Consider the following 20,358-nt stretch of genomic DNA (forward strand, 5'->3'; position numbering starts at 1 on the left):
CCTCCTCAGAGTGTGCGCAGGCGCACGTTGACCTGCTTGGTCTGGGTGAATCCGGCGATCATGCCCTCGAGGGACACCTCGCGGCCGAGGCCGCTCTGCTTGTATCCGCCGTAGGACTGGCCGACCATCTGGCCGCCGCCCTGGTTGACCTGCACCCACCCGGTTTCGAGCGCGTGGGCCGTGGACAGGGCCAGGTCGAGGTTGTGCGTCCACACGTACGCGGCCAGACCGTAGTGCGAGTCGTTGGCCATCGCGACGACGTCGGCGTGGTCGTTCCACGGGATCGCGACGAGGGCGGGTCCGAAGATTTCTTCCCGCGACAGTCGCCAGGTGTTGTCGGCGCCGGAGAACACGGTCGGGCCCATGTAGTAGCCGTCGGTGTTGCCGATCGTGTCGGGGGAGCCGTCGAGGACGGTGGAGACCTTGGTCGAGCTCAGGCCGTCTTCGAGGAACCCGTTCACCGACGCGAACTGCTTGTCGTTGATGATCGCGCCCATGTCCGTCGCCTCGTCCAGCGGGTTACCGACTTTCAGGCCGGCGAGGGTGGTGACCAGACGGTCGAGGACCTGGTCGTAGATGTCCTGGTGCAGGAACAGGCGGGATCCGGCGGTGCAGCTCTGGCCCTGCCGGTGCACCCGGGTCGAGAGCAGCAGCTGGCTGATGAAGTCGTCGTCCACGTCGACGTCGGGGAAGACGATGGAGGGGTTCTTGCCGCCGAGTTCGAGGGAGACGTGGGCCAGGCGGCCACCGGCTTCGCGGGCCACGTGGCGGCCGACCTCGGTGGAGCCGGTGAACGAGACCTTGTGGACGTCCGGGTGCTGCACGAGCGCCTCACCGGCCACCCGACCGGATCCGGTGATGACGTTGAGGACACCGGCGGGGAGGTATTCGGCGCAGATCTCGGCGAGCAGCAGGACGCTGAGCGGTGCGGCTTCGGCGGCCTTGACGACGACGGTGTTGCCGGCGACGAGGGCCGCGGGGATCTTGAAACCGGCGATCATCAGCGGGGAGTTCCAGGGCAGGATGGCGCCGATGACGCCGAGCGGCTCCTGCCGGGAGTACTGCAGCTGGTCGTCACCGGCGGGCAGCACGGTGCCCTTGATCTCCCCGGCGACGCCGGAGAAGTAGCGGAACAGGTTCGCCAGGGTGGCGACCTCGGGGCGGGCCTGGGTGCGCAGCGCGTTGCCGGTGTCGAGCGCGGTGAGGCGTGCGAGTTCCTCGGAGCGGGCGTCGATGGCGTCGGCGATCTTCGCGAGGATCCGGGCTCGTGCGGTGAAGTGCTGGGAACGCCACTGCGGGAACGCCTTGTTCGCCGCGCGGACCGCCCGATCGACGTCCTCGGTGCTCGACGACGGCACACGGCCGATCACGTGCTCACGCAGGATCGGGGTCGTCACGTCGGTCCAGTCGCCGGACCGGGCTTCCACCCAACTGCCGTCGACGAACATGGGGTAGTCGCGTGCCTCGGGAATCTCGAGATCGGCGAGGGTGGGCTGTGTGGAGGTCATATCGGAATCTCCTTGACATACGGATGGCTCTGCTGCGAGTGCAGCGAGGACGGAAGCAATAGGGGTGCGGGTGAACAGTGCTAAGGGGTCGACGCGACGCGCTCGGACAACGCGCCGATCGCGCGGGCGTAGATCTCGTCGACCTCACCGTCCGCATCGACCGAGACCAGCAGCGCCGAGTAGTAGTCGAGCAGCGGGCGGGTTTCGTCGTGATAGACCCGCAGACGCCGGCGAATGACGTCCTCGGTGTCGTCGGCGCGTCCACGGGCCAGCATCCGCCCGACGACGGCATCGTCCGCGATCGAGAAATCGAGTACAGCGTTGATCTGGATCAGCTGCTCGGCCAGGAACTCGTCGAGAGCGACTGCCTGAGCGACGGTGCGGGGGAAGCCGTCCAGAATGAACCCGGCGGTCGCGTCGTCGGCAGCGAGTCGCTCCACCACCATGCCGATGGTGACCTCGTCCGGCACCAGTTCGCCCGCATCGAGGAACGTTTTCGCTCGCCGGCCCAGGTCTGTGCCCTCCGCGATGTGGCTGCGGAACAGATCGCCGGTCGAGATGTGGGGGAGCTGCAACTTCGACGAAAGCGACTGCGCCTGAGTTCCTTTACCCGCTCCCGGTGGCCCCGTCAGAATGATGCGCACGGTTACGCCTGCGCGTCGAGAGCGCCGGAACGGATCGCCGTGACGATCGCGGAGAAGTCACGACCCGGGCCGTCTTGAGCGACGAACTGTTCGTACAGTTCGGTTGCACGCCGCCCGAGCGAAGTGTCCACCCCGTTGTCGGTTGCGGCGGCCTGCGCGAGCCGAAGGTCCTTGAGCATCAACGCACTCCCGAATCCGCCGGCGTAGTCGCGGTTGGCGGGGCTGGTCGGAACGGGACCGGGAACCGGGCAGTTGGTCGTCAGCGCCCAGCACTGGCCGGACGCGGTCGACGAGACATCGAACAGTGCCTGGTCGGTCAGGCCGAGCTTGGCGCCCAGCGCGAAAGCTTCGCTGACGGCGATCATGGAGATTCCCAGGATCATGTTGTTGCAGATCTTTGCAGCCTGACCGGCTCCGGCGTCGCCGCATCGGACGATGCGCGAGCCCATGGCATCGAGGAACGTGGCGGCCCGGTCCACCGCGTCGGCCGGACCACCGACCATGAACGTGAGGGTTCCGCCGTCCGCGCCGACGGTGCCGCCGGAGACGGGGGCGTCCACGGCGCTGTGGCCGGCGGCGACAGCGAGTTCGGCGGCGGCCCGCGCGTCGGCGACATCGATCGTCGAGCAGTCGAGGAACAGGGTTCCCGGCTGTGCTGCCGGAACCAGGTCTGCGTAGACGTCGAGCACATGCTTGCCGCTGGGCAGCATCGTGATGATCACGTCGGCGTTCTCCGCGGCGTCGACAACACTGTCAGCGGAAGCGATTCCGTGTGCCCGAGCCTTCTCCGCTGCTGCGGGGGAGGGATCGAATCCGACGACCGTGTGGCCGCCTCGTGTCAGATTCGTGGCCATACCCAGGCCCATGTTTCCGAGCCCGAGGAAAGCGATCTTGCTCATCTGTACTCCTTGTGGTTGCCGACGTTCCACGCACGGGCCGAGGAGGAAGCCCACCCGGGGCATCGATCCGAACAACAGGTCGTGGGTGAATCCCGGGGAAGCGGGCCGCTGTGCGTCGCTCTCCGCCAGGATCGGTTTCGAGTGTGCCCGCGCGCCGAGGATCGCGGAATCACCGAACCTGCAAAGGGGATGTGCAAAATTGCATCGTCACTGCTCGCGAGACGGGCAGGACGTCAGTCGGCGACCTCGACGTATGACGCCAGGTTGGCCAGCGAGGACGCGATGCCGGCCTCGTGGTCCGCTTGGTCGATGCCGGGTGGCACGTCCGTGGCTGTGACGGTCACGGACGTGCCACCTTCGGTCGCGGCGAGTTGCCAGGTCATCGTCATGGTGCCCGCGTACGACGGGTCGTCGGCCTCGAACACCGCCTGCTGTACCACCCGCTCCGCCGGCATCAAGGCGGTGAATCCGACGTCGACGACATCCGTCGCTGCCGAACTCTTGCCGGGGCTGTCGGCGGCGTCGAGGTAGGTGAGGACCATCCGGAACCCGCCACCGGGACGGGGGTCCCACTTCTCGATCCGACCCCGCATGCCTTCCGGTGGCAACCAGGCCTCGACGGATTCCCGGTCGACCAGGGCGTCGTACACGGTCGTCGGTGACGCCGAGATCACCCGGCTGACGCGGTCGGTCCGTCCCATGGCCCCGAGTCTAGGGCGCTACGGCCCGAAACTTGCCGATACCGGGCACGTCAGGCCGGTGTCACGCCGGCCCGGCGGAGGTGGCGGGCGAAGAACCGGGCCGAGCTGTCGCGCTCGTAGTCGGGCACCTGGTTGTACCCGCCCGGGTGGGCGTGCAGTGTCTTCTCCTTCGAGCCGAAGGCGTCGAACAGTGCGAGTCCGGCATTGCGGTCGATGTACTCGTCGTCCCACGGAATCCGGTACTCGACCGGGACGGTGACCTTTCGTGCCGTCTCGATCAGAGCGTCGTCCACGAAGACCGCACCGAAACTCAGGGCAGCGATCCGGGATTCGACCGTCGCCAGCATCAGCCCGGTCGCGACACCCAACGTCATGCCGCCGTAGCCGATCGGTGCTTCGGTGCCGATGTCGGGCAGTGCCTGCAGGGCGTCGAGGGCGGCTTGCCATTCCGGCACCGCACGCTCCGCCAGCGATGCGTTGTAGTCGACGACGATCGGAGCGATCGGCTCGCCCGCCGCCCGAGCCCGATGGATCGCGTCGGCCCACCGTTGATCCTGGATATTCCGCGGCCGGTCACCGTGTCCGGGCGCGTCGATGGCGGCGACGGTGTACCCGTAGGTGGTCGCGCAGTGGAGTGCGCCGGCGACCAGGCCCGGCGCCCTCTTGTGCATGCCGCCGCTGTGTCCCGACAGCAGCAGCGGCGCACCGGCGGTTCCGGATTCGGGTGTCCAGAGCACGCCGGTGATCTCGCCCAGGGTGAAGGTTCGTTCGATGACACCGTTCGACGATGTCTCGGAGGTGAAGTGCATGGTGTTGCCTTTCGGGATTGCCTTGTGGTCGAGGCGCTCCCGGCGACACCTACGTCGATCGCCCGGCCGTGCAGAGGGGGAGCACCCACAGGGTTACAGCGTTCATGGGTCCCACCTCCTCGCACGAAGTCACGGTCCGTCGAACGGTAGCAGTGCGGGCGTCGTGCCCGCCAACCATTTTCTCTCCGGCCGCGGCCAGTCGCTGACCTGCCGAAACGGCGCGTGGCCTGTGGTGCCCGCGCCCTGTTTCGTCCGACGTCTCGGGAGCTGCGGCGCCAGGATCGTTAGGGTGTTGCCATGGAGCGCCGGTTCGACCACGCCGTGGTCCACTGGGTCGAGCACGGCAGTGGCGTGCCGATCGTCGCCCTGCACGGTGCCGGCGTGGATCATCGCGAGATCGAGGCGGCGATCGAGGCCGTCGTTCCGGGCGCGGGGTACCGGCGGATCTACCCGGACCTGCCGGGGATGGGCCTGTCGACAGCGGACGGGCTAACCTGCAACGACGACGTGGTGACGCTGCTCGGCGACTTCGTCGACGGCGTGGCGGCGGGCCCCGTGCTGCTGGTGGGGCATTCGTACGGCGCCTACCTGGCTCGTGGCGTGGCCGCGCAGAGACCAGACGCGGTACTCGGTCTGGCGTTGGTGTGTCCGGTCGCCGAGCGGTCGCGGAACGTGCCCGGCCACGCGGTGGTTCGCCGGGACACCGATGCCTACGACGAACTCGAGCGTGCGCAGTGGGCGGGGTTCGATGAGTACTTCGTCGTGCGCACCGGGGCCACCGCTCGCCGCTACCGCGACCACGTGGTGCCGGGGACGACGCTCGTCGACGAGGATGCGCTCGGTCGCATCTTCGCCGGGTGGGCGGTCGATGTCGGGTCGGGTGCGTTCCCGGGGCCGACGGTGATCGTGGCGGGCCGGCACGATTCGGTCGCCGGGTACGCCGACGCGTGCGCATTGCTCGACAGTTATCCGCACGCCGCCCTGGCGGTCGTCGAGGACGCCGGTCACGCGCTGATGCACGAGCGGCCCGCACTGCTCGCCGCGCTGTTCGCCGACTGGCTCGATCGCGTCGATCGGAAATAGTTCCGGAGGCGATGTCGAGAACCCGTGATCGGCTCCGTCCCCGTGGTGAATGCGGCCAGAATGGGTCGCACCAGAACCGAGGAGAACCTGATGGCCAAGTACCTTCTGCTCAAGCACTACCGCGGCGCGCCGGCGGCGGTCAACGACGTGCCGATGGCCGAGTGGACACCGGAGGAGATCTCGGCGCACGTGCAGTACATGCAGGATTTCGCGACCAAGCTCGAGGGGACCGGTGAGTTCGTCGACGGTCAGGCACTGTCCCCGGAGGGCACGTTCGTCCGCTACGACGGCGAGGGACGGCCACCGGTCACCGACGGCCCGTTCGCGGAGACGAAGGACCTGATCGCGGGCTGGATGGTGATCGATGTCGAGACCCACGAGCGGGCGCTCGAGCTGGCCGGAGAGCTGTCCGCGGCGCCGGGTGCGGGTGGGAAGCCGATCCACGAATGGCTCGAGCTGCGCCCGTTCCTCGCCGCGCCGCCCACGATCGCCGACTGCCACGGCGGATCCGGCCTCGAGGCCTAGGACGGCCGCTGATGACCGTCCGTTCCGTGAACACAGGGGCAGGGCGACTCGCCGGTGACCACACCGGCGGCGTCGCCCGCTTCCTGGGCATCCCGTACGCGGCAGCTCCGGTGGGCGAACGCCGATTCGCACCCCCTGGCCCGGTCGAACTTTGGGCTGGGGTCAGGGACGCCACCGCGTACGGCGCGACCGCACCTCAGCCGTCGTTGCACCCCACTCAGGCGTGTCTGGCGCCGCTGGTCGGGCCGGGGTGGGTGACCGGGGACGGCAACTTCCTCAATCTCAATGTCTGGACACCCGACCCGGGCACGAGTGGGCTCCCGGTGATGGTCTACATCCACGGCGGCGGATTCATGATCGGCTCGGGTTCCGCCCCGGCTTTCGACGGCACGGCGTTCGCCCGCGACGGCGTCGTCCTGGTCACGGTCAACTACCGCCTCGGCGCGGAGGGGTTCCTCGCACTGCCCGGCGAGGTCACCAACATCGCATTGCGCGACCAGATCGCGGCGCTGCACTGGGTCCGCGACAACGTCACCGGGTTCGGCGGGAACCCGGACGACGTCACCGTCTTCGGCGAGTCGGCCGGCGGCACGTCGGTCGCGTTCCTGCTGCACTCCCCGGCGGCCGCCGGACTGTTCCGGCGAGCGATCGTCCAGAGCGGACACGACGAGATGGCGCGCCCGCTGGGTCTCGCCGAAGATCTCACGAAGGCACTCGCCGCCCGGCTCGGGATCTCCCCGGCAGCGGGCGCATTCCGAGCATGCTCCGCGCCCGACCTGCTGCGCGCGCAGGGCGCTCTGCTCAGGCACGAACCCCGCCCCGACCTGCGCGACGACAACGGTGTCGACCCCGGCCACGGTCGTGCGCTGTTCCTCCCCACCACCGGTGACGACGTCCTGCCCGACCCGGTCGGAGTCCCGAGCGCCCACGCGCGCGGCGTGGACCTGTTGATCGGCACCACGCTCGAGGAAGCCAACCTCGGCTTCGGTGCCGACGAGTTCGCCGACTTCGACGCGGACGACGCCGTCGCCGAACTGGCCGCCACCTACCCCGACGCCGAAGCGCTCCTCGCGCGACACCGTCTCCACGAACCGGCCGTCACCCCCGCGCAGGCACTCACCGCCGCCTACACCGACTTGATGTTCCGATCACCGAGCCGCCGCACCGCGCGGCGTCACCCGGGCCCTGCCTACGTCTACGAATTCGCATGGCGATCACCACTACACGGCGCGGCACACGGCCTCGACGTCCCCTTCGTCTTCGACACCACACAGGCGTGCCGCGGCCTCCTCGGAGACGCCGCACCCGAAACCCTCACCCACGCGATGCACCGAACCTGGGTCGACTTCGCAACCCACGGCGATCCCGGCTGGCCCCGTTACGAGGGCACTGGAAAGGCGATGTGGTTCGACGCCGACCCGCACCTCTGCGAGGACACCGCCCCCGACGACATCGGCGCCGAATACCTACCGGGCACCACCTGAGGATCCGCCGGAGATCGACGAATACGTTGCGACGGAGCCGGATTCAGTCGGTGACCCTGCGGCCCAGCGCGTTCCGGCCGGCGTCGAAGCTGCGGAGCGCCGCCCCGACCGCTGCCGCGGCGGTGACCTCGAAGATCTGATCCTCGGTGTGCCCGGCGGCGGTCAGCCGGGTGACGTCGGTGTCGGTGATCGTGTACGAGGCGTCACGGACGGCGGTGACGTAGGACTGCCAGGGCTCGGGGAGCGGGCCGCCTGCCGCGGCGGCGGCGCGCAGGGGCGGGTCGGTGGTGGCAGGGGAGTTCAGCACCGATTGGCGCAGGTTGGCCGCGACGTCACCGTGGTCGGTCGTCTTCCCCTCGGCGAGAAGAAATCCCGGGAAGCGGTAGCCGAACCGGTGTAATGCTCGGGTGCCGCTGTGCAGTTGGCCCTCGCGAAGAGTGAACCCGAACGCGTTGGCCAGCCGGTTGACGATGTTCCACACCAGGTTCACGTGCAGAGCGTCCAGGACTGCGGGTTCGGGCAGGTCGGCGATGCCGGTGGCGTCGACGCGGTCCGGTGTCCGGTTGAGCTGGTCGAGGAACTCGCGGACGGCGCGCAGTGGCGGCCGTGCCGAGGCGGGATCGGCCGGATCGATCTCGCCCCGGCCGGCGATGCGGGTGAGCTCGGCGTGCGTGTCGATGCAGAACGGGCATCGGTACAGCTGCGCGGTGCACATCGCGAGGTATTCGCGTTCTCCGGCGGTCCAGTACGACGGCCCGCGCATCGCGTCGGCGGTGAGGTCGAGCAGCGGGCGGGTGAGGAAGCCCGGCCGGTACAGCAGCATCTTCACGATGTCGGGACTGTCCACGCGCGACATCGTCGACGTGAGCGTGAGGAAGAGTGTGGCGCGGCGGCGGTGGCCGTGGTCGAGAACGGACAGTCTCATCGGGACTCCTGAGCGTCGAGGTCGTGCAGACGGCCGGCGAGGAATCGTCGGTCGGCGGGGTTGGTGGCGAGCCGGTGTGCGTTCCGATACGCCTCTGCGGCCTCCGCGGCGCGGCCGAGGCGGCGCAGGAGATCTGCGCGGGCCGCGTGCAGCAGGTGGTAATTGTCGAGGCCGTCGATCCGGTCGATCAGCAGCAGACCCTCGCCCGGGGTGGTGGCCATGCCCACGGCGACCGCGTGATTGAGCGTCACCACCGGCGAGGGGGCCGCCGCGAGCAGTTCGGCGTAGAGGGCAGCGATGCCGCGCCAATCCGTCCGATCGGCCGACGCGGCCTGGGCATGGAGGGCGGCGATCGCGGCCTGCAACTGGTACGGGCCCGGTCTTCCCAGGCGCAGTGCCCGATCCAGCAGCCCGACAGCCTCGACTATTTCGGCGCGATCCCAGCGGGACCGATCCTGGTCCGCCAACAGCACCACATCACCGGCAGGGTCGTAGCGGGCGGTGCTGCGCGAGTCGTGCAGCAGCAACAGCGCGACCAGTCCGGCCGCTTCGGGCTCGTCGGGCATGAGGGCGGCGACCAGTTCGGCGAGCCGGATCGCCTCCCGGCGCAGTGTGCGGTGTTCGGGTCGGTCGGGGTCGGTGGTGTAGCCGTGGGTGAAGATCAGGTACACCACCGAGAGAACGCCGGCGAGCCGTTCGGGCAGCAGATGGTCGGCCGGGACGTCCAGGCTGATGCCGGCGTCGCGGATCTTCCGTTTCGCCCGCACCAGGCGTTGCGCCAGTGTCGGTTCGCCGACGAGGAACAGCCGGGCGATCTCCCCGGCGGTCAGCCCCGCCACGGCCTGCAGAGTGAGCGCGACCCGTGCGTCCTCCGACAGGGCGGGGTGGCAGCACGTGAATATCAAGCTCAGTCGCTCGTCGCCCGTTTCGAGAAGGCTGCTCTCGCCGAGTTTCGTCATCGTCGTCACCGCCTCGGGCTGCGCACCGAGCTGCGCGAGTTTGTCCCGTCCGACCCGCGCGCGCCGAAGCCGGTCGACGGCGCAATTGCGGCCCGCGGTCAGCAACCAGGCCACCGGGTCGTCCGGCGCCGTGTCACCCCATTTGCGCAGCGCGAGTGCGCACGCGTCCTGGAGCGCGTCCTCCGCGAGTTCGAAGTCGCCGAGTGCGCGGATCAGGGCCGCGAGCATCAGGGTCCGGTGCTCGCGGTAGACGCGCTGCAGGATCGCCGCCGAACTCATTTTTCGTTCGCCGCCCCGACGATCGGCCGCACCTCGATCGAACCCTGCTCCGCCATCGGGCACAGCGCGGCCAGTTCCAGGGCCTCGTCCAGGTTGCGGCAGTCGAGGATGTAGGCCCCGCCGAGGTGCTCGTGGGTTTCGACGAAGGGTCCGTCCGTGATCAGCGTCCGGCCGTCCCGGACACTGACGGTGGTGGCGGTGTGCTCGGGGTGCAGCGGGTGCCCGCCGACGAACACGCCCCGGCGGCGGCACTCGTCGGCGAACGCATTCACCCTGGCCATGGCCCCGGGAAACTCCGGGTCGTCCGGGTCGGGCCGCTCACAGTTGTAGATCAGCAGCATGTACTGCACAGCTCCTCCAATCACCACTGTCACGATGTCTCGAAGAAATGACGAACGGACCGACCGGATCTCGACACGACCGGGCGACGGAATACGGTCGCCGCCTCTTCGTTGTCACGTCATTGTCCCAGGGACACGGATCGGCAGGCCCTCCGTTATCCGCGGTCGATGTTCCGACCGTTGCGGAGGAGGACCCGAACGGCCACTGCGCTGCCGGTGAGGAGAGCTCCCACGGCACACCACGGTGCGGCGAGGGGCCACCCGGTGGACGGTACGGCGTCGACCAGGGCGCCGAGGGCAACGGATCCGAGCAGGACCGCGGCTCCACCGACGGAGGCGAACAGGCCGTAATACGTTCCGAGCCGGCGACCGGAGGCCATGCGGGCAATCGCATCTCGTGCGACCGGCATGGCGATCATCTGGCCGAGCGCGAGCAGGAGTACGAAGCCGGCGAGTGGTATCAGTCCGGGTAACCCGCGGGGTTGGACGGGGACGGCGAGGGCCATGACGCCGAAACCGACGGCCATGACGGCGAGACCGAGGGGAAGGGCGGCGTGGGTGTTCGCCCGCCTCGTGACAGGCAGTTGTGCGGCGACGACGAACATCGACGACAGGGCGAAGAACCAGCCGAGCGGGGACTGCGAGCCCCAGACCCGCTCCACCGCCAGCGGCAGCAGCAGGTACAGCTGGTTGTACGCGACCAACTGCGTGCTCATCACCGCGGCGAAGAGGAGGAACCGCCTGTTCCCGAGTATTTCCCACCAGCCCTCGCACCAGCTGTCGGTGGCGTGGGAGCCCGGCCCGGACGGCAGCCACCGTACGTGCGCGAGCAGGATGGCGACGAATACCCCGGCCGCGGCGAGGCACGCGGCCGAGAAGTCGGCGAGCAGCAGTACCGATCCGACGAGCGGACCGGCGAACGACCCGATCTGCCCGCACACGTTGAACAGCGCGAACGCGTCCACCCGGGACCGTCCCCCGTCGTCGGTTCCGCCCGCAGCCGTGGCGAGCGCCGCTTCGACAGCGGGCGAGAACAGGGCGCCCGCGAACCCGGTCAGGATGGTCGCGACCACGATCCCGGAGACCGACGTGAACAATGCGAACCCGGCGAAACCGAGGATGCGGCAGACGCAGCCCGACAGCACAACCGGTTTGACACCCCAGCGGTCGGCGAGCGAACCGCCGACGAAGAACAGTCCCTGCTGCGAGAAGGTGCGCAGACCGAGCACGGCGCCGACGAATGCCGCTCGCAGACCGAGATCCTCGGACAGATGCACCGACAGATAGGGCAGCACCATGAAGAAGCCGACGTTGAATGCGAGTTGGGTGAGGACGAGCAGCCGGACCTCGGGGGTCGCCGCGGCCAGACTGCGCAGCAGCGACCATCGGCCCACGAAACGACCACGGGTGTCCGTCTCCGTCACGAGTCGAGGTTCCTCAGTGGACGGGGACGGGAACCGGTCCCGGCTCGAACAGGATGGACAACCGACCCTTCACCTCGTCGACGAGTACCTCGGCGCGGACGTTGTACACCTGGGCGATCAGGTCCGACGTCAGCACCTCGGCCGGGGTTCCGCCGGCCACCACGCGACCGTCTTTCAGCACGATGACGGTGTCGCAGAACATGGCGGCGAGGTTGAGGTCGTGCAGGGCGATCACGCTGGTGACCGGCAACCGCGTGACGAGTGAGAGCAACTCCAGTTGGTGGTGGATGTCGAGGTGATTGGTCGGCTCGTCGAGGAGCAGCTCGCGCGGTTGTTGAGCCAGGGCACGGGCGATCTGCACTCGTTGTTTCTCGCCGCCGGACAGTCTGTGCCAGAGCCGATCCGCCTTCGCCGTGAGACCGGTGTGCTCGAGCGCGTCGGTGACGGCGGCGTCGTCGGCGGCCGGGTTGCCGCCGAACGTCCCGCGGTGCGGGATCCGTCCGAGTCGCACCACGTCGCGCACACTGATGTCGACATCGGTGTCGGCATGCTGACTCACCACGGCGACAGCTCGCGCAATGTCCTTGCGACGCACGGTGGTGAGGTCGTCGCCGTCGAGTGTCACGACACCGGAGGTGGGGCGGACGACGCCGTTCAGCAGCCGCAGCAGAGACGACTTGCCGGATCCGTTGGGTCCGAGCAGACCCACGGTCGCACCCTGTTCCGGTGTGACGGTGACACCGTCGACGACGAGTGCACCTCCACGGTTCCACGTGACGTCGTCTGCGTGGAGTGTCACTGGGCTCTCCTTCGCCGGGACAGAATGACGATGAACGCGGGAACGCCGACGAGGGCGGTGCCGACACCCACCGGAAGCGGGGTGGGTGCGAACGCGACCCGGGAGACGGCGTCCACCCACACCATGAAGACGGCACCCATCACCGCGGTCGCCGGGATCAGGCGACTGTGTGTGGGGCCCACGAGGAATCGTGCGGCGTGGGGGAGGACGAGCCCGACGAAGCCGATCGCCCCGGCGACGCTGACGAGGGTCGCCGTGATGATCGCCGTGACCACGAGGAGCAGGAGTCGGACCTTGCCTACGGCGATGCCGAGCGACGCCGCCACCTCGTCGCCGAAGGAGAAGGCGTCGAGGACGTACGCGTAGCGCAGGCACAGGGCGGTGCCGGCGAACACGATGATCGCGCACAGGGTGACGTCGTCCCAGCGGACGCCCTCGAGGGAGCCGAGCAGCCAGAACATCACGCCGCGGGTCTCGTCGGAGTCGGCGAAGGCGAAGATCACGAACGACGTGAGCGCCGAGAACAATTGGGTGCTCGCGACGCCCGCGAGGATGACACGGTCGTTGTTGCCGCCGGAGAGGTGGGCGAGCAGCAACACCAGCCCGAACGCGACCAGTGCGCCGATGAACGCGCCGCCGGACAGTCCGAGCGCTGCGCCGCCGACCCCGAGCACGCCCACCACCACCGCGCCGGTCGACGCACCCGACGAGATCCCCAGGACGAACGGGTCGGCGAGCGGGTTGCGCAGCAGTGATTGCATGATGACGCCGCAGAGTCCGAGTCCGGCGCCGCACGCGGCGGCGACCAGTGCCCGGGGCAGGCGTTCCTCCCACACGATCGCGTTCTTCGACAGCCGCACCGGGATATCCGCGAGTCCCAGGTGATTGAGCAGCACGTCGCGAACGTTGACCAGTGAGACATCCGCCGGGCCGAGGGTGACCGCGACGAGAATCGACAGTCCGAGCGCGACGACGCCGCCGGCCGCGATCAGCGTCCCGAACACCCACCGCCGCCGAACCGGTGCGGGGACACCGGTCTCGGCGTGGTCGAGGGTCGCAGTCAGGACGGAACCTTCTGGTCGCGAAGGCCGGCAGCGACCTTCTCGAGGCCGTCGACGGCGCGGATCGACGGGTTCATCTCGGCGCCGTGCAGCGCGATGTACCGCTTGTCGCGCACCGCATCGAGGTTCTGCGTCACCGGGTCGGATTCGAGGAAGGCGATCTTGTCCGCCAGCAGGTCGCCGGGGAAGCGGTTGCGGAGCAGGTCGCCGAGGATCAGGACGTCCGGGTTCCGTTCCACCACGATCTCCCAGCCCACGGGCGACCAGTCGTCGGTGAGGTCGGAGAACACATTGGTGGCGCCGACCGACTTGGCGAGCAGGCTCGCGGACCCCAGGCCGCCGGCCACGTACGGACTCTTGGTGTCGGCGAACCAGAAGGCTGTCGACACATTCGACTTCTCGATCGACCGCAGAGCCGCGGCTTCTCGTTCCTTCAGTTCCGCGATCAGCTGGGTTCCCCGCTCGGTCACGTCGAACACCGACGCGAGTTCACCGATTTCCTGGTACAGCGCGTCCATCGTCAGCGGATTCGTGCGCTTGCCGCCACCGTTGATGCTGACTCCGTTGTCACAGTCGGTGGGAGACAGGTACGACTCGACTCCGGTCTCGGCGAACCGAGAGCGCTCCGCCACACCGCCCTGCTCGAAGTGCCGGCCGAACGAGGCCGTCACGAAGTCCGGATCGGCGTCCAGGACCACCTCGTACGTCGGGGCGTTGTCCGCGAGCCGCGGCACCGTCGCGTTGGCCGCCGCGAGGTTCTCGCGGATCGGGTCCGTCCACGACGCCGTGCCCACCAGCCGGTCGGCGAGGCCGAGGGACAGCAGGATCTCGGTCGACCCCTGGTCCAGTGACACCACCCGCTGCGGCGCGGCGTCGACGGTGACCTGCTGCCCGCAGTTGTCGAGGACGAGGGGGTAGCTCGTGCTGCCCTCGCCGGCCGAGGCGGCGCCGGAGTCGTCGACGGTTTCGGATTGCCCACAGGCGGCCAGGGTGCTCGCCAGTACTGCTGTGATGGCCACGAGGCCGATTCGGCCCACGGATGTTCTCACGCTCGTCATGCTTTCTGCTCGTCCAGGATCGGCGCCCCACCCGGGCGTCGATCCCGGCTGTCGAACGAAAAAGAGCGATCAGCACGTGCACGCGAGGAAGCGCGTGAACCTTATCATGAAGTAAACCTAACCTAATCTCTTGGTGTAAGTTCGACTTGCACTCTTCGATATCGGTGAGTCCCGGAAGAACGCCGGGCCGCTTGCACTCTTCGATATCGGTGAGTCCCGGAAGAACGCCGGGCCGGCGGGACGTTCGCCAGGTCGATCACGCCGGCAACGGTGCGTGATGTTCCGAGAATGGTTGCAGTGGAAGGGGTTTAGTTCCGGGAGTCGGTGCTCGGACCCGAGGCCGGCAGGCTCCGCGTCGGTACCGCCGCCACTTCTGCGCAGCACCGGTGTCGAGGGCGGATTCGGTGGTCCGCTCCGCGGGTACGCGGGAAGTCATGAACACACGACGAGCAACTCTGATCGCTGGCGTGTCCCTGACCGCGCTGGTGGCGTCCGGATGCGGAAGCGACGATGCGTCGACGGATGCCACCGTCGAGACACCCCCGGCTTCTGCCGAAACGACGACCAGCGTGCCTGTCCCGCTTCCGGGCACGACAGGTGACGGCTTCCAACTTCCGGTGGAGGGTGCCGCCGAGGACAACGCGTTCACCTACGACGAAGTGGCTGTTCCGGTGGGTTCCTCCGTCCGTCTCGAATCCGAGGGACAGGACGGCCGCACAACGGTGACGTTCACCGCGACCGGGCTCGCACCGAACCGTGACTTCGGTGTGCACGCGCACACACGGCCGTGCGGGCCGAAACCTTCGGATTCTGGACCGCACTATCAGAACGACGTCGATCCCGCCGCCACTCCGGAATCGCCGTCTTCGGATCCCGCATACGCGAATCCACAGAACGAGATCTGGCTCGACGTCACCACCGACGCGAGCGGCAACGCGCAGGCGTCGACGACGGTCGACTGGGAGTTTCGCGAAGGTGAGGCCAACTCCGTGGTGCTCCACGCACAGCGCACCATGACCGGTCCCGGCGAGGCCGGGATGGCCGGTGATCGTCTGGCCTGCATCAACGAGGACTTCTGACGGCTCTGGCCGTCAGTGGCGACCGACGGAATGCCGAGCAGACGTGCGCGAAGCCGAGGTCCGCGGCCCTCGTGGGCGCGGACCGGGAGAGACGCCGAGCACGACGAGTGGGCGCCGCTCCTCGTCCGGCAGTGCGTCGGCCCGCCACTTCTTCACCGCTCGATAGAGCCACTGGCCCACCTGTTCTCCGTCGGCGGTGACATAGTTCGCGGGAACGAGTGCGTTGCCGTGCTCTTCGCGGTAGGCGGCGATGGCGGTGAGCATTCGGCGCCGCTTGCTGTCGGCCGGTGACACGGCCGGGAGCGGGACGGCGTCATCGCTCCACAGAAAGCCGATCGCGTCGAGTTGCTGGATACGTTGGGGCGGCAGGGTGCCCAGCATGCGGGCCACGCGCTGACGGTCCTGCCAACGTCCGAGTCGGAAACCGCTGTCGGTGACGTAGTCGGAGGGCATCACGCTGTGCGGATTCTGGTGTCGAAAGGCGCAGTAGAGTTGCAAGGCGGAGGCTGCGGACTGGTTATCTCGCATCGAGATCGCATCCTTGTGAGAGCCGTGAAACAGTGTCCGGGTAGTCATTAGTTCAAGTATGTCAAACACATTGACGATCTGTCACGGAAGTCGGCTCGTGTTGGGGTGCAATTGTGCGCGAATGACGGTCCTCGAGGGCTTTACGGCCGTTCCGTCGCCACTGTCATGTCCCGCTTCTTCTGCGCCAGCTCGCCGAGGCGGCGGGCTCGGGCGATCTCGGCCGGCGTGAACGGCTCGTCCGCCGGTCGGACGAAGACGAGTATGTCATCACCCGACGGGATCTCGACACTCGCCGCCGTGGTGGGGACGTCGCTCGTGCGTACATCGACGAACTGGGCTCCGAGGAGTTCCGCGATCGATAGGGGAAGCTCCGACGAATCGGCCACGACCCGCGACGCCAACGTCAAGGCCTTGGTCTGGCCGTCGATCAGGGCGAGCGCCGACGCGGGCCAGATGCCGACACCGTGACCGCCGCCGGCGCGAACGGCATTCGACAGCGCCTCGGGCGACGTGTCCCGGCACGCCCCGACGATCAGCTCGTCGAGTGAACCGCCGTCCAGGTGATGAACGTGCACGGTCAGGATGTTCGCGCCCAGCGCCGCGAGGTTGTGGGCCAGCGATTCCAGCTGACCCGGGCGATCGCCCACCCGGACCCGGATGCGCCAGAGCGATTGTCCGGTCGCGGGATGGCCGTGCCTGCCGTCCGCGGGACCGTGCAGCCATCCGCCGAGGAGCCGCATCGCCGACGGCTCGACCACCCAGATCACCGACACCGTCGTGGTGACGGTGAGAACTGCGACCGTGGCCAGATACGAGACGTGGAAATGAATGACCAAGGCGTGGAGCAACAGCTCGACGGGAAACACGGCGCACAGTTTCGCGAGCGCCAGGCGGCCGCGGCGGGGATGCGGAAGCCGGCCGCACGCCTCGCACGCGTTGACGTGAACTCCGGGTTCTCTCACGGCATCGTTCATGCACCCACTGTCTCCCCGCCGTATTGCGACGCGGTTTCCGCGCCCGGTCGGTGGTGTGACAGTTGAGCGTGAAATGCATTGAAACACAATGCAGATGTGGTGGGGAACACGGCGGCCACGACGCTCGAAGTTCCTGACTGCGGCGCCCTGCCGAATCTTGGGCCTTGCCACCTAAAACAATAACCATTAGATTAATGGACGTGATCCGGGTCATACCGGATCTGAATTCGCTTTTCCGGCGGCCACCTCGATTTCGGCTGCCGTCCACGTTCGTCCGCCCTGTGACGGCACGTCCTGTCGACGAGCCTGTGCCGCAGTGACGAGAAGGGAATTCCATGACATTCCACCTGGCCGGATCGGCCACCAACGGCAGGTCCAGCACGCTTGCGGTCGTCGCTACCTGCCTCGCCATCACGACACTGGATGGTTTGGATCTCATCATGTTCGGCACCGTCCTACCCACCCTCCTCGAAAAGGAGGAGTGGGGTATAACCGCAGCATCGGCCGGGCTCGTCGGCAGCTTGTCCCTGGTGGGAATGCTGATCGGTGCCATGTTCGCCGGGTATTTCACGGACATCGTCGGGCGCCGCCCGGTGATCCTCGCCTGCGTCGTCAACTTCAGCCTCTTCACCGCTCTGTGCGCATTCGCTCCGAATCTGGAGTTGTTCGGGCTGTTCCGGTTCGCAGCCGGGATCGGATTCGGTGGCGCACTGCCCACAGTGATCGCGCTGACGATGGAGTACGTGCCGTTCGAGCGGCGCCAGTTCTTCAACGGGGTCATCCAGACCGGTTTCACCATCGGTGGGTGCGTCGCCGCGATCTCGGCAATCTACGTCATCCCGGCATACGGATGGCACATGATGTTCCTCGTCGGTGGTGCGCTCGGTGTCGTCGTGCTCGCGATAACGCTGAAGACGCTGCCGGAATCGGTCGCGTTCCTGATTCAGAAGGGGCGGCACGACGAGGCGCAGGCGATCATGGTGCGCTACAGCATCGACATGCGCACGGAATCCGGTCGCGCAGTGACCGAGGACGGCTCCGACACCGGCCGCGGGCGTGCTCTGGCCCGGCTCTTCGCCCCGGGATACCGGGGCGCGACGGTGCTGTTCCCGCTCATCTCCTTCTGCGGACTGCTGGTGGCGTACGCGATGAACACCTGGATTCCGCAGATGCTCCGGTCCACCGGATACGACCTGGGTTCGGCCCTGGTGTTCCTGCTGGCCTTCAACCTCGGTAGCGCCATGGGCATGGTGGTGCTCAGCGGACTGGCCGACCGCTTCGGCCCGCGTCCGGTGATCTCGACAGGCTTCGTCGTCGGAGCGATCGCGGTGTCCGTCCTGACCCTCGAGCCGGCGCAGGCACTGGTATTCGCACTGATCCTGCTCATCGGCTTCTGCTCGGCGTCGCAGACGGCCGTGTCCGGGTTCGTCGGCATCTACTACTCGCCCCGGGCGCGGGGCACAGCCCTCGGCTTGGCGATCGGGCTGGGTCGGCTCGGCGGCGTGTGCGGCCCGATCGTCGCCGGACTCATCGTCGGCTCCTCGCTCGGTACCCAGTGGGCGTTCTACGTGTTCGCGGCGGTCGGGTTGGTCGCCGCGGCGCTGGTCGTGGCCGTCCCGAAACGGCAGCCGGACACGGTTGCCGTGCCCGCCGCCCGACCCGCGGCAGCACACCGAGCGGATATGTCAGCTACACAGTCGGATTCGTGACCGGCGATGGCACTCACAATCGGCTCGGCAATCGAGTGGTGGGGCAGGAGTCAGGGCGACGCACCGGCGTTCCGGTTCGAGGACGACACGGTCGACTATCGAACACTGACGAACTGGACGAGTCGCGGTGCGCGACTGCTGCACGATCTCGGAGTCGACTCCGGAGATCGAGTGGGGATTGTCGGTGCGAACTCGATGACGTGGCCGGTCGGCGCGCTTGCGGCGCTCGAGGCCGGCGCCGTTCTGGTGCCGCTCAACAGCCGATTCACCGAGACCGAGCTGTCCAAGATTGCGGACGAGGCCGGTCTGCGCGCGGTACTTGCCGCACCGTCGCATGAGGCGCTCGTACGACGCGCCCTGCCGGATCCGTCGGTGAAAACCGTCTCCTTCGACACACTGAACTCGCTACGCGTAGGGGGCGACGACGACTTTCGCATCGACACGACGCCCGAGAGCCTGATCTTCGTGATCTTCACCAGTGGATCCACCGGCCAGCCCAAGGGTGTGAAGTTCACTAACCGTCAGGTCATGGACATCTGCTTCGAATCCTCGCTCCGCGAGCCTGCAGTGCATCAGGGCTATTCGATGTTGCTGGCCCTTCCGCTGAGCTTTCTCCCCGGAATGTTGAACGGTGTGGTGATGCCGATCGTCTTCGGGGGATCCACCGTGATCGAACACAAGTTCGATCCCGCACGGGCACTCGACCGGATAGAGCGCTTCTCCATCGAGATGGCATGCGGAGTGCCGCTCGTCTACCAGGAGATGGCCGCCGCCCCCACGTTCCGGTCCGCCGACCTGTCGTCGCTCCGATCCGCGATTGTGGGAGGAGCGGCAGTGCCGATCGACCTCCTGCACACCTGGGGCGACAAGGGAGTCGCCCTCCGCCAGATATACGGAATGACGGAAGGCGGTGGGGTCACGACCGCCACGACACCGGCTGATGCATTCGCGCACCCGGATACCTGTGGATTCGGTTCGGTATTCTCCGAGTTCCGAGTGGTCCGCGATGACGACACCGACTGTGCTCCCGGTGAGCCCGGTGAGATCCTCATCGGCGGCCCGGCCGTCACGCCGGGGTACTGGGGCGACGAGGTCACGACCGCCCGCGCCATCCGGAGCGGCTGGTTGCACACAGGTGACCTGGGCGTCGTCGACGGGGATGGCCGCTTGCGGTTCGTCGACCGGTTGAAGGACTTGATCATCTCCGGTGGTATCAACATCTCCCCGATCGAAATCGAGTCTGTCATCGTGAATTTCGACGGTGTAGCGGAGGTTTCGGTCATTCCGGTCGACGACGGCCGCTTCGGTGAAACCCCTGCTGCGATCGTGACGGGCGATGTCGATGTCGAGGAACTCGTCCGCCATTGCGAGATGCACCTGGCCGATTTCAAGGTGCCGCGGTATGTGGTGCTTCTCGACGAACCACTGCCTCGCTTGCCAACCGGAAAGATCGCGAAGGCGCGGATCCGAGCTGATTTCAAGGATATTCCTGCCCGATTCGAGAGAGTCCGGTGAGAGTGCACCGGCGCATCGACATCGCGTCAATAAGCGAATACACGAGGAGATGAG

20 protein-coding genes are annotated in these 20,358 nt (G+C 67.7%); 6 read left to right on the top strand and 14 right to left on the bottom strand.

Annotated elements, in window-relative coordinates; all coding sequences use genetic code 11:
* Positions 1–5 precede the first annotated feature (5 nt).
* From ROP_RS22320 to ROP_RS22340, 5 genes are all read right to left on the bottom strand, one after another.
* Positions 6–1,508 (bottom strand): aldehyde dehydrogenase family protein, encoded by a 1,503-nt coding sequence (locus ROP_RS22320; RefSeq protein WP_012691672.1) that lies wholly within the window; start codon positions 1,506–1,508, stop codon positions 6–8.
* Positions 1,509–1,588: 80 nt separating this feature from the next.
* Complete coding sequence (locus ROP_RS22325; RefSeq protein ID WP_012691673.1) at positions 1,589–2,152, bottom strand: adenylate kinase; 564 nt, start codon at positions 2,150–2,152, stop codon at positions 1,589–1,591.
* Positions 2,153–2,154: 2 nt separating this feature from the next.
* A complete protein-coding gene (mmsB, locus tag ROP_RS22330; protein ID WP_331458003.1) occupies positions 2,155–3,114 on the bottom strand; it encodes a 3-hydroxyisobutyrate dehydrogenase in 960 nt (319 codons plus the stop codon).
* Positions 3,115–3,284: 170 nt separating this feature from the next.
* Positions 3,285–3,752, bottom strand: a complete 468-nt coding sequence (locus ROP_RS22335; protein ID WP_012691675.1) for an SRPBCC family protein — start codon at positions 3,750–3,752, stop codon at positions 3,285–3,287.
* A 50-nt stretch (positions 3,753–3,802) separates the two neighbouring features.
* Positions 3,803–4,561 carry an alpha/beta hydrolase gene (locus tag ROP_RS22340; RefSeq protein WP_012691676.1) on the bottom strand — a complete coding sequence of 253 codons (759 nt, stop codon included), beginning with the start codon at positions 4,559–4,561 and terminating at the stop codon, positions 3,803–3,805.
* 297 nt (positions 4,562–4,858) lie between these two features.
* Here ROP_RS22340 and ROP_RS22345 point away from each other — a divergent pair, with 297 nt between their 5' ends.
* From ROP_RS22345 to ROP_RS22355, 3 genes are all read left to right on the top strand, one after another.
* Positions 4,859–5,644, top strand: coding sequence for an alpha/beta fold hydrolase (locus ROP_RS22345; protein WP_012691677.1), 786 nt, complete (start codon positions 4,859–4,861; stop codon positions 5,642–5,644).
* 90 nt (positions 5,645–5,734) lie between these two features.
* Positions 5,735–6,169, top strand: coding sequence for a YciI family protein (locus ROP_RS22350; protein ID WP_043826749.1), 435 nt, complete (start codon positions 5,735–5,737; stop codon positions 6,167–6,169).
* Between the two features lie 26 nt (positions 6,170–6,195).
* Positions 6,196–7,653, top strand: a complete 1,458-nt coding sequence (locus ROP_RS22355) for a carboxylesterase/lipase family protein (protein WP_231868966.1) — start codon at positions 6,196–6,198, stop codon at positions 7,651–7,653.
* A gap of 43 nt (positions 7,654–7,696) precedes the next feature.
* On the opposite strand, the gene ROP_RS22360 is transcribed toward ROP_RS22355, so the two are convergent.
* From ROP_RS22360 to ROP_RS22390, 7 genes are all read right to left on the bottom strand, one after another.
* Positions 7,697–8,578, bottom strand: coding sequence for a carboxymuconolactone decarboxylase family protein (locus ROP_RS22360; protein ID WP_012691680.1), 882 nt, complete (start codon positions 8,576–8,578; stop codon positions 7,697–7,699).
* The gene (locus tag ROP_RS22365; RefSeq protein WP_012691681.1) at positions 8,575–9,816 is read right to left on the bottom strand and encodes an RNA polymerase sigma factor; all 1,242 of its coding nucleotides are present in this window, start codon (positions 9,814–9,816) and stop codon (positions 8,575–8,577) included. Before ROP_RS22365 ends, ROP_RS22360 begins: the two co-directional genes overlap by 4 nt.
* Positions 9,813–10,166 (bottom strand): YciI family protein, encoded by a 354-nt coding sequence (locus ROP_RS22370; protein WP_012691682.1) that lies wholly within the window; start codon positions 10,164–10,166, stop codon positions 9,813–9,815. The genes ROP_RS22365 and ROP_RS22370 overlap by 4 nt, the downstream gene beginning before the upstream one ends.
* 146 nt (positions 10,167–10,312) lie before the next feature.
* Positions 10,313–11,581 (bottom strand): MFS transporter, encoded by a 1,269-nt coding sequence (locus tag ROP_RS22375; protein ID WP_050785117.1) that lies wholly within the window; start codon positions 11,579–11,581, stop codon positions 10,313–10,315.
* Between the two features lie 13 nt (positions 11,582–11,594).
* Positions 11,595–12,380 carry an ABC transporter ATP-binding protein gene (locus ROP_RS22380; protein WP_012691684.1) on the bottom strand — a complete coding sequence of 262 codons (786 nt, stop codon included), beginning with the start codon at positions 12,378–12,380 and terminating at the stop codon, positions 11,595–11,597.
* A complete protein-coding gene (locus tag ROP_RS22385; protein WP_012691685.1) occupies positions 12,377–13,384 on the bottom strand; it encodes a FecCD family ABC transporter permease in 1,008 nt (335 codons plus the stop codon). Before ROP_RS22385 ends, ROP_RS22380 begins: the two co-directional genes overlap by 4 nt.
* A gap of 56 nt (positions 13,385–13,440) precedes the next feature.
* Positions 13,441–14,490 carry an ABC transporter substrate-binding protein gene (locus ROP_RS22390; RefSeq protein ID WP_012691686.1) on the bottom strand — a complete coding sequence of 350 codons (1,050 nt, stop codon included), beginning with the start codon at positions 14,488–14,490 and terminating at the stop codon, positions 13,441–13,443.
* A gap of 443 nt (positions 14,491–14,933) precedes the next feature.
* Between ROP_RS22390 and ROP_RS22395 the strand changes: the two genes are divergently transcribed.
* Entirely contained in the window at positions 14,934–15,578 is a 645-nt protein-coding gene (locus tag ROP_RS22395; RefSeq protein ID WP_043826751.1) for a superoxide dismutase family protein, read from the top strand.
* A 12-nt stretch (positions 15,579–15,590) separates the two neighbouring features.
* Here ROP_RS22395 and ROP_RS22400 read toward each other — a convergent pair whose 3' ends face one another.
* Together ROP_RS22400 and ROP_RS22405 are read right to left on the bottom strand one after the other, a co-directional pair.
* The gene (locus ROP_RS22400) at positions 15,591–16,106 is read right to left on the bottom strand and encodes a helicase associated domain-containing protein (RefSeq protein ID WP_043825145.1); all 516 of its coding nucleotides are present in this window, start codon (positions 16,104–16,106) and stop codon (positions 15,591–15,593) included.
* 140 nt (positions 16,107–16,246) lie between these two features.
* Positions 16,247–17,080: an amino acid-binding protein gene (locus ROP_RS22405; RefSeq protein ID WP_012691689.1), complete on the bottom strand. Its 834-nt coding sequence runs from the start codon at positions 17,078–17,080 to the stop codon at positions 16,247–16,249.
* A gap of 335 nt (positions 17,081–17,415) precedes the next feature.
* Between ROP_RS22405 and ROP_RS22410 the strand changes: the two genes are divergently transcribed.
* Positions 17,416–18,789, top strand: a complete 1,374-nt coding sequence (locus tag ROP_RS22410; protein WP_012691690.1) for an MFS transporter — start codon at positions 17,416–17,418, stop codon at positions 18,787–18,789.
* A 6-nt stretch (positions 18,790–18,795) separates the two neighbouring features.
* The gene (locus tag ROP_RS22415) at positions 18,796–20,304 is read left to right on the top strand and encodes a class I adenylate-forming enzyme family protein (RefSeq protein WP_012691691.1); all 1,509 of its coding nucleotides are present in this window, start codon (positions 18,796–18,798) and stop codon (positions 20,302–20,304) included.
* Positions 20,305–20,358 lie beyond the last annotated feature (54 nt).

The organism is Rhodococcus opacus B4, from assembly GCF_000010805.1.
In the GTDB taxonomy this organism is placed as follows: Bacteria; Actinomycetota; Actinomycetes; order Mycobacteriales; family Mycobacteriaceae; genus Rhodococcus_F; species Rhodococcus_F opacus_C.

Bases quoted from the DNA above. Each gene is read 5' to 3' on its own strand.
- ROP_RS22320 (WP_012691672.1), bottom strand. From the start codon at position 1,508: ATGACCTCCACACAGCCCACCCTCGCCGATCTCGAGATTCCCGAGGCA.
- mmsB (WP_331458003.1), bottom strand. From the start codon at position 3,114: ATGCCCCGGGTGGGCTTCCTCCTCGGCCCGTGCGTGGAACGTCGGCAA.
- ROP_RS22335 (WP_012691675.1), bottom strand. From the start codon at position 3,752: ATGGGACGGACCGACCGCGTCAGCCGGGTGATCTCGGCGTCACCGACG.
- ROP_RS22340 (WP_012691676.1), bottom strand. From the start codon at position 4,561: ATGCACTTCACCTCCGAGACATCGTCGAACGGTGTCATCGAACGAACC.
- ROP_RS22345 (WP_012691677.1), top strand. From the start codon at position 4,859: ATGGAGCGCCGGTTCGACCACGCCGTGGTCCACTGGGTCGAGCACGGC.
- ROP_RS22350 (WP_043826749.1), top strand. From the start codon at position 5,735: ATGGCCAAGTACCTTCTGCTCAAGCACTACCGCGGCGCGCCGGCGGCG.
- ROP_RS22360 (WP_012691680.1), bottom strand. From the start codon at position 8,578: ATGAGACTGTCCGTTCTCGACCACGGCCACCGCCGCCGCGCCACACTC.
- ROP_RS22365 (WP_012691681.1), bottom strand. From the start codon at position 9,816: ATGAGTTCGGCGGCGATCCTGCAGCGCGTCTACCGCGAGCACCGGACC.
- ROP_RS22395 (WP_043826751.1), top strand. From the start codon at position 14,934: ATGAACACACGACGAGCAACTCTGATCGCTGGCGTGTCCCTGACCGCG.
- ROP_RS22400 (WP_043825145.1), bottom strand. From the start codon at position 16,106: ATGCGAGATAACCAGTCCGCAGCCTCCGCCTTGCAACTCTACTGCGCC.
- ROP_RS22405 (WP_012691689.1), bottom strand. From the start codon at position 17,080: ATGAACGATGCCGTGAGAGAACCCGGAGTTCACGTCAACGCGTGCGAG.
- ROP_RS22410 (WP_012691690.1), top strand. From the start codon at position 17,416: ATGACATTCCACCTGGCCGGATCGGCCACCAACGGCAGGTCCAGCACG.
- ROP_RS22415 (WP_012691691.1), top strand. From the start codon at position 18,796: ATGGCACTCACAATCGGCTCGGCAATCGAGTGGTGGGGCAGGAGTCAG.